We start from the raw sequence: 6,773 nt of genomic DNA on the forward strand, positions 1-6,773 counted from the left end.
GACGCCTGCACTCCTCCAGAGGGGCACCCCCACTCGCCGCACCGGGCGAAAGCCCGAGTACGTCCGGTACGAGGACTTCCGCCCGGCACTCCCCCAGCCTTCGGCCGGGGGGACCCCCAGAGCACGCACCGGACGTCGCGAGGCCGCCCTTCGGGCGACGACGGGAATGTGACGACAGGCCCTGGCGCGGCTGAGGTGATCGTGATCCTGGAACCGGACTCGATCGCCCAGTCCGGCTGTCTGAGCGAGGCCGGCCGGGCCGCCGGTTCGTCTCGCCGGCCCGTGCCGACCGGGCGCTGAAGGCGGCCGACCCGAGGGCGCGGGTCTACTACGACGCCGGTCACTCCGGCTGGAACCCGCCGCGGGAGCAGGCAGCACTGCTCCGCCGGGCGGGGGCGGCCGACGCGGACGGCGTCTTCAGCAACGTCTCCAACTTCCGCCCCACGCCCGACGAGATCGGTTACGACCGCCGGGGCTCGGCGCGGTGATCGACACCAGCCGCAACGGCAACGGCGCCCCGCCGGACGGCCAGTGGTGCGACCCGGCGGGGCGCCGGATCGGCCGGGCCCCGACCCTGGCCACGGGGGAGGCCGGGATCGACGCCTACCTGTGGGCGAAGCTGCCGGGGGAGTCCGACGGGTGCCGGGGCGCGGCCGGCACGTTCACCCCGTTCTACGCCTACGACGTGGTGCGCGGCTCGTCCGTGTCGTAGTGGGAGGTGCCCTCGTCCAGCAGCGGTGCCTGCGTCTTCAGGTGGGCCGGGGCGAAGGCGCGCAGGGCGTGGTAGCCGGTGATGACGACCACGGTGCCGAGGGCGATGCCGCTGAGCGAGAAGTTGCTGGTGAACTTCATGCTGACGTTGCCGACGCCGATGATGATGCCCGCGGCGGCCGGCACCAGGTTCAGCGGGTTGCGCAGGTCCACCTTGGCGTTCAGCCAGATCTGGGCGCCGAGCAGGCCGATCATGCCGTAGAGGATGACGGTGATGCCGCCGAGGACTCCGCCCGGGATCGCGGCCACGATCGCGCCGAACTTGGGGCAGAGGCCGAAGAGCAGGGCGAAGCCGGCGGCGGCCCAGTAGGCGGCGGTGGAGTAGACGCGGGTGGCGGCCATGACGCCGATGTTCTCGGAGTACGTGGTGTTCGGTGGGCCGCCGACGGCCGTGGACAGCATGGAGGCGACGCCGTCCGCCGAGATCGCCGTGCCGAGCTTGTCGTCCAGCGGGTCACCGGTCATCTCGCCGACCGCCTTGACGTGGCCCGCGTTCTCCGCGACCAGGGCGATGACGACCGGCAGTGCGACCAGGATCGCGGACCACTGGAAGGACGGCCCGTGGAAGTGCGGCAGGCCGATCCAGTCGGCCTTGGAGACTCCGGACAGGTCCAGGCGCCAGTGGTCGGTGACCCTGCCGCTCGCGCTCACCGAGTGGATCCTGCCGAAGATCCGGTCGAACGCCCACGAGACGCCGTACCCGAAGACCAGCCCGAGGAAGATCGCGATCCGGGACCAGAAGCCGCGCAGACAGACCACGGCCAGCCCGGTGAACAGCATGACGAGCAGGGCGGTCCACTGGTCCTGCGGCCAGTAGGTGGAGGCGGTGACCGGCGCGAGGTTGAAGCCGATCAGCATGACGACCGCGCCGGTGACGATGGGCGGCATGGCCGCGTGGATGATCCGCGCCCCGAAGCGCTGCACCGCGAGCCCGACCAGGAACAGCACCACGCCGACGACGAACACCGCACCGGTCACGGTGGCGCTCGTCCCGCCCTGGGCGCGGATGACGGCGGCCACCCCCACGAACGACAGGGAGCAGCCGAGGTAACTCGGCACCCGGCCGCGCGTGGCGAGCAGGAAGATCACGGTCGCCACGCCGGACATCATGATCGCGAGGTTCGGGTCCAGGCCCATGAGCACGGGGGCCACGAAGGAGGCGCCGAACATCGCGACCACGTGCTGGGCGCCGAGGCCCACCGTGCGGGGCCAGGTGAGCCGTTCGTCGGGGCGTACCACCGCTCCGGGCGCGGGCGTGCGCCCGTCACCGTGCAGTTTCCAGCGCACGCCGAGGTCCATGGTGGGGTTTCGCTTTCTCACGTACATGAAGACGGTCCGGACCATTGTCACGGGTGACGAGCGGCCCTACGCTCACACGGTCCTACTCATGAGCGAAGTTCACGTACATGACTGAAGGACCGGCTCAGATGGGAGCCCCCGATGACTGGAAGATCCCGTGCGGCCGTGCTGCTGGCCGCCGTGGTGACGTTCGGCGCGGTGCTCGTCCCGGCCGCGCACGCCGCGCCGAAAGCCCCGCGCACCGTCGTGCTCGACGGCGCCCGCCTCCAGCGGACCCGCGCCCGCCTGTGGCGCGATCCCCAACTCCGGCGCGCGCTCGAGGACTTGACCACCCGCGCCGACACCTGGCTGGACCAGGGCCCCTGGACGGTCGTCGACAAGCCGAAGCCCGCGCCCGGCGGCGACGTGCACGAGTACCTGAGCCAGGCCCCCTACTGGTGGCCCACGACCACTCCCACCGCCGACAACCCCTGGGGCTGCCCCTACGTCCAGCGTGACGGTCAGCGCAATCCCGAGGTCGACAGCGGCACCGACCGGCAGGACGCCGAGAAGGTCTTCGACTCGACGTACGACCTCGCGCTCGCCTGGTACTACACCGGCAGGCGGACCTACGCCGAGAAGGCCGGGCAGATCCTGCGCACCTGGTTCCTGGACCCGGCCACCCGGATGAACCCCGACCTGGACCACGCCCAGTTCATCCCCTGCATGTACGACGGCCGGGCCATCGGCGTCATCGACTTCTCGCAGTCGTACACGAGCGTCCTCGACGCCCAGGCGATCCTGGCCGCCGGCGCCCCCGGCTGGAGCGCGCGGGACCGTACGGCCATGGGCGCGTGGAACGCCGCCTTCCTGAACTGGCTGAAGAGCAGCGCCTTCGGCAAGGAGGAGCGCGCCGCCGCCAACAACCACGGCACTTTCTACGACATGCAGCTCGCCGCCCTCGCCCTCGCCGCCGGCGACACCGCGCTGGCCCGGCGGACCGTGCTGGACGCGCGGGCCGGGCGGATCGACCCGCAGATCGCGGCCGACGGCGGCCAGCCCCAGGAACTGGCCCGCACCCGCAGCTGGCACTACTCGACCTTCGACCTCGTCGCCTACACCCGGCTCGCGGCCATCGGCCGGCACGTGGGCGTGGACCTCTGGTCGTACCGGGGCCCGGACGGTCAGAGCCTGGTGAAGGCGGTCGACTACCTGCTCCCGGCGGCGACGGGCGCCGCCGCCTGGTCGCATCCGGAGCTGGAGTTCCACCGCTACGCGGCCACCGACGTCGTCCACGCGGCGGCGGACGCGGGGGACCGGGCGGCCGCGAGGGCCGTCGCCGCGCTGGCGGCACCGCCCGGCGGCGATCTGTGGGCGCTGCGCCCCGCCGCCGAGCAACTGGACTCCATCGCGGGCTGACCCCTGTCCGGCGGGCTCCGGCCAGGGTTCCTGAGCGGTCGCTTAGTATGTGGTTGTCATCGCAACCATGCTCAGGAGCCCCTCCCGTGACCGTCGAAGCCCCGATCGCGCCCGCCCTCCCCTACGGGCGGCTGATCCCCGTCATCGTCCACTTCGACGACCTCGACGCCCTCGGCCTCCTGCACAACGCCCGCTACCCGCTGCTGGTCGAGCGCGCCTGGACCGAGCTGTGGAACGGGCACGGCGTCCGCTTCGACGGCGACTGGCACGCGGCGGGCGACGCCTGCAACGCGGTGCGCGAACTGCGCATCAGCTACGAGGCGCCCGTGACCAGCCCGGGTGTGTACGCCGTCCACCTCTGGCTGGACCGGCTCGGTACCACCGGCCTGACCTACGGCTTCCGCTTCTGCTCGGCCGACGGCACGCGGACGTACGCCGAGGGCGCCCGGGTGCTGGTCCGGCTCGACGCGGGCACCCTGCGCCCCACGCCCTGGACGGACGGCTTCCGGGCCGTCGGCCGGGAACTGCTGCGCCCGACGGACTGACGGTCCGCGGCGGCGTGTCCCGGGGGCGCCCCTCAGGGGTGTCCCTCAGGCACGCGGGTCGGGTACGGCGGCGGCCCGCGCACCGACCTGCGTGCGGTCGCCGCGCTCGGCGGTGCGCAGCACCCCCGCGAACACGGCGAGTCCGCACGCCAGCGCCGTCACCACGCCGAACGACACCACCAGGCTGGTCGCCTGGGCCACCCCGCCGATCAGGCTCGGTGCGACCAGCCCCGAGGTGTAGGTGATCGTCGCCACGCCCGCGATGGCCTGGCTGGGGTTCGGCCCCGCGTGCCCGGCCGCCGCGAAGCACAGCGGTACGACCACCGCGATGCCGAGCCCCATCAGCCCGAACCCGGCCATCGCCACCGCCTGCTGCCCGGCGACGACGATCAGCAGTCCGCCCAGCACGGCCAGCGCCCCGCCGGCCCGGACCGTGCGGACCGCGCCGTACCGGTTCACCACCGCGTCCCCGGCGATCCGGGCCGCCGCCATGGTCAGCATGAACCCGGTCGTACAGGCCGCCGCCACCCCGGCCGAGCTGTCCAGCCGGTCCCGCAGGAAGACCGCCGACCAGTCCAGGCTCGCGCCCTCCGCGAACACCGCGCAGAAGCCGACCGTGCCGATCAGCAGCGCCGAGCGCGGCGGCAGCGCGAACCGCGGCGGCGGTTCCTCGTCCGCGGCCGGCTGGAGGTCCGGCACCCAGGAGCAGGCCACCGCTCCGAGTACGGTCAGCACGGCGGCGGCCAGCAGGAAGTGCGTGCGGGCGTCCGCCCCCAGATGCGCGGCGAGCGTGCCGGCCGCGGAGCCGGTCAGCGCGCCCGCGCTCCACATGCCGTGCAGTCCCGACATGATCGACTTGCCCAGCAGCCGCTCGACCTCGACACCGAGCGCGTTCATCGTGACGTCGGCGGTTCCCGCGCTCGCGCCGTAGACGAACATCGCCAGGCACAGGGTGTACAGGTTCGTCGCCAGCGACGGCAGGACCAGCGCCGTCGTCCACAGCGCGAGCAGCCCGCGCAGCGCCGTACGGCTGCCGAAGCGGTGGCTGATCCGGCCCGAGAGCGGCATCGCGCACGAGGCACCGAGCGCCGTGAACGCCAGCGCGAAGCCCAACTGGCCCGCGCCGAGCGAGGCATGGTCCTGGATCCACGGCACCCGGGTGGCGAACGAGCCGGTCACGGCGCCGTGCACGGCGAACACGGCCGCCACGGCATACCGGGCGCGCCGCACCTCGCCGGGCGCATGTCCCACGTCACTCATGTTCCCGCCCCTCCCCGGTCCGCTCTCGCCTCCGGGCGCGGGGCGCCCTGTGGCACGCGGCGTAAACTATCAGGGACCCTTCCTGATAGAAAGACGGTTCTAGGATTCCCGTCATGCCCGCATCGCCCAGCACCGCCCGGGCCATCAACGACCGCCTCGCCCTGCGGCTGCTCCAGCAGGAAGGCCCGCTGACGGCAGGGCAGTTGAAACAGCTGACCGGGCTGTCCCGGCCGACGGTCGCCGACCTCGTGGACCGGCTCACCGACGCCGGGCTGATCAGCGTGGTCGGCGAGGCGGGGGAGCAGCGCCGCGGCCCGAACGCCCGGCTCTACGGCATCGCGGCCGACCGCGCCCATCTGGCCGCGCTGGACGTCCGTACCGAGGGCGTCTTCGTGCTGGTGTCGGACCTGGTCGGGCGGGTGCTCGCCGAGGCGTCCGTGCCGATCGGCGGGGACACCGGCACCGGGCCCGCCGTGGAGCAGGCGGTGGCCGCGGTGGAGCGCACCGCCAAGGAGGCCGGTGCGGACCGGCTGCACACCGTCGGCATCGGCGCGCCGGGCCTCATCGACCCGGCCACCGGCGACCTGCGCGACTCCGGCGGGCTGCCCGAGTGGCACCGCAGCCTGTCCGCCGCCCTCCAGGAACGCCTTCCGGGCGCCCGCGTCACCGTGGAGAACGAGACCAACCTCGCCGCCCTGGCCGAACAGCGCGAGGGCGCCGCCCGGGACCGCGACACCTTCGTCCTGCTCTGGCTGGGCCACGGTGTCGGCGCGGCGGTCGTCCTCGACGGCACCCTGCGCCGCGGGGCCTCCGGCGGCACCGGCGAGATCGGCTTCCTGCCCGTCCCGGGCACCGGCTCACTGCCCTCGGCGAAGGACTGCTCCGGCGGCTTCCACTCCCTGGCCGGAGCGGCCGCGATCGCCACCCTGGCAACGTCCTGCGGCCTGCCGGCATCACCCCGCCCGGACGGCCCGGGCACGGCGGAGACGGTGCGGGCGGCGGTGGCGGCATCGGGTGACGGCGGGGTGGTGCGGAGGGCTGCGGCGGTCTCGGGTGACGGCGGGGGCGTGCGAGGGGGTGCGGCGGCAGCGGGTGGTGCCGGGGCGGGAGGAGAGGGTGTGGCGGTATCGGGCGGCGAGGAAGCGCTCGGTACGGGCGCCGGCCTGTCCGCCTCCCGCTTCCTGCACGCCCTCGCCGACCGGCTCGCGGTCGGGGTCGCCTCGGTCGTGGCCGTCCTGGACCCCGGCTGTGTGGTGCTCGGCGGGGAGATCGGGCAGGCCGGGGGCGCCGGGCTCGCGGAACTGGTGGAGACGCGGTTGCGCGGGATGTCACCGCTGCGCACGGAGGTCCGGGCCAGCACCCTCGGCGGCACGGCCGTCCTGCGCGGTGCACTCCTGACGGCCCGCGACCGCGCCCAGGACGACCTGTTCACCCCCCGGGCCTGACCTGACGCCTCGCCGCTGCGGACGCGGAGCCGGGCGGTTCCCCTGTGGTCCGACT

At 73.8% G+C, this 6,773-nt stretch carries 5 protein-coding genes and 1 pseudogene; 4 read left to right on the plus strand and 2 right to left on the minus strand.

The annotated features are described in order from the left end of the window. Positions 1-177: 177 nt before the first annotated feature. A pseudogene (locus BIV23_RS53760) lies at positions 178-712 on the plus strand (glycoside hydrolase family 6 protein); the annotation flags it as partial. Here BIV23_RS53760 and BIV23_RS00140 read toward each other — a convergent pair. After that, complete coding sequence (locus BIV23_RS00140; protein ID WP_071378604.1) at positions 679-2,070, minus strand: uracil-xanthine permease family protein; 1,392 nt, start codon at positions 2,068-2,070, stop codon at positions 679-681. The pseudogene BIV23_RS53760 and the gene BIV23_RS00140 overlap by 34 nt on opposite strands. Before the next feature lie 141 nt (positions 2,071-2,211). Between BIV23_RS00140 and BIV23_RS00145 the strand changes: the two genes are divergently transcribed. Continuing rightward, on the plus strand, positions 2,212-3,468 hold the full coding sequence (locus BIV23_RS00145) for an alginate lyase family protein (RefSeq protein WP_071378605.1): 1,257 nt from the start codon (positions 2,212-2,214) through the stop codon (positions 3,466-3,468). Between the two features lie 86 nt (positions 3,469-3,554). Beyond that, complete coding sequence (locus tag BIV23_RS00150) at positions 3,555-4,013, plus strand: acyl-CoA thioesterase (RefSeq protein WP_071378606.1); 459 nt, start codon at positions 3,555-3,557, stop codon at positions 4,011-4,013. 45 nt (positions 4,014-4,058) lie between these two features. On the opposite strand, the gene BIV23_RS00155 is transcribed toward BIV23_RS00150, so the two are convergent. Further along, a complete protein-coding gene (locus BIV23_RS00155) occupies positions 4,059-5,273 on the minus strand; it encodes an MFS transporter (RefSeq protein ID WP_071378607.1) in 1,215 nt (404 codons plus the stop codon). 113 nt (positions 5,274-5,386) lie between these two features. Between BIV23_RS00155 and BIV23_RS00160 the strand changes: the two genes are divergently transcribed. After that, positions 5,387-6,718 carry an ROK family transcriptional regulator gene (locus BIV23_RS00160; RefSeq protein ID WP_071378608.1) on the plus strand — a complete coding sequence of 444 codons (1,332 nt, stop codon included), beginning with the start codon at positions 5,387-5,389 and terminating at the stop codon, positions 6,716-6,718. The last annotated feature ends 55 nt before the right edge of the window (positions 6,719-6,773 follow it).

Origin of the sequence: Streptomyces monashensis, assembly GCF_001866665.1 — a bacterium.
GTDB lineage: Bacteria > Actinomycetota > Actinomycetes > Streptomycetales > Streptomycetaceae > Streptomyces > Streptomyces monashensis.

What these genes read in the sequence shown, in the direction of transcription:
- BIV23_RS00140 (WP_071378604.1), bottom strand. Translation starts at nt 2,070, where the DNA reads ATGGACCTCGGCGTGCGCTGGAAACTGCACGGTGACGGGCGCACGCCC.
- BIV23_RS00145 (WP_071378605.1), top strand. Translation starts at nt 2,212, where the DNA reads ATGACTGGAAGATCCCGTGCGGCCGTGCTGCTGGCCGCCGTGGTGACG.
- BIV23_RS00155 (WP_071378607.1), bottom strand. Translation starts at nt 5,273, where the DNA reads ATGAGTGACGTGGGACATGCGCCCGGCGAGGTGCGGCGCGCCCGGTAT.
- BIV23_RS00160 (WP_071378608.1), top strand. Translation starts at nt 5,387, where the DNA reads ATGCCCGCATCGCCCAGCACCGCCCGGGCCATCAACGACCGCCTCGCC.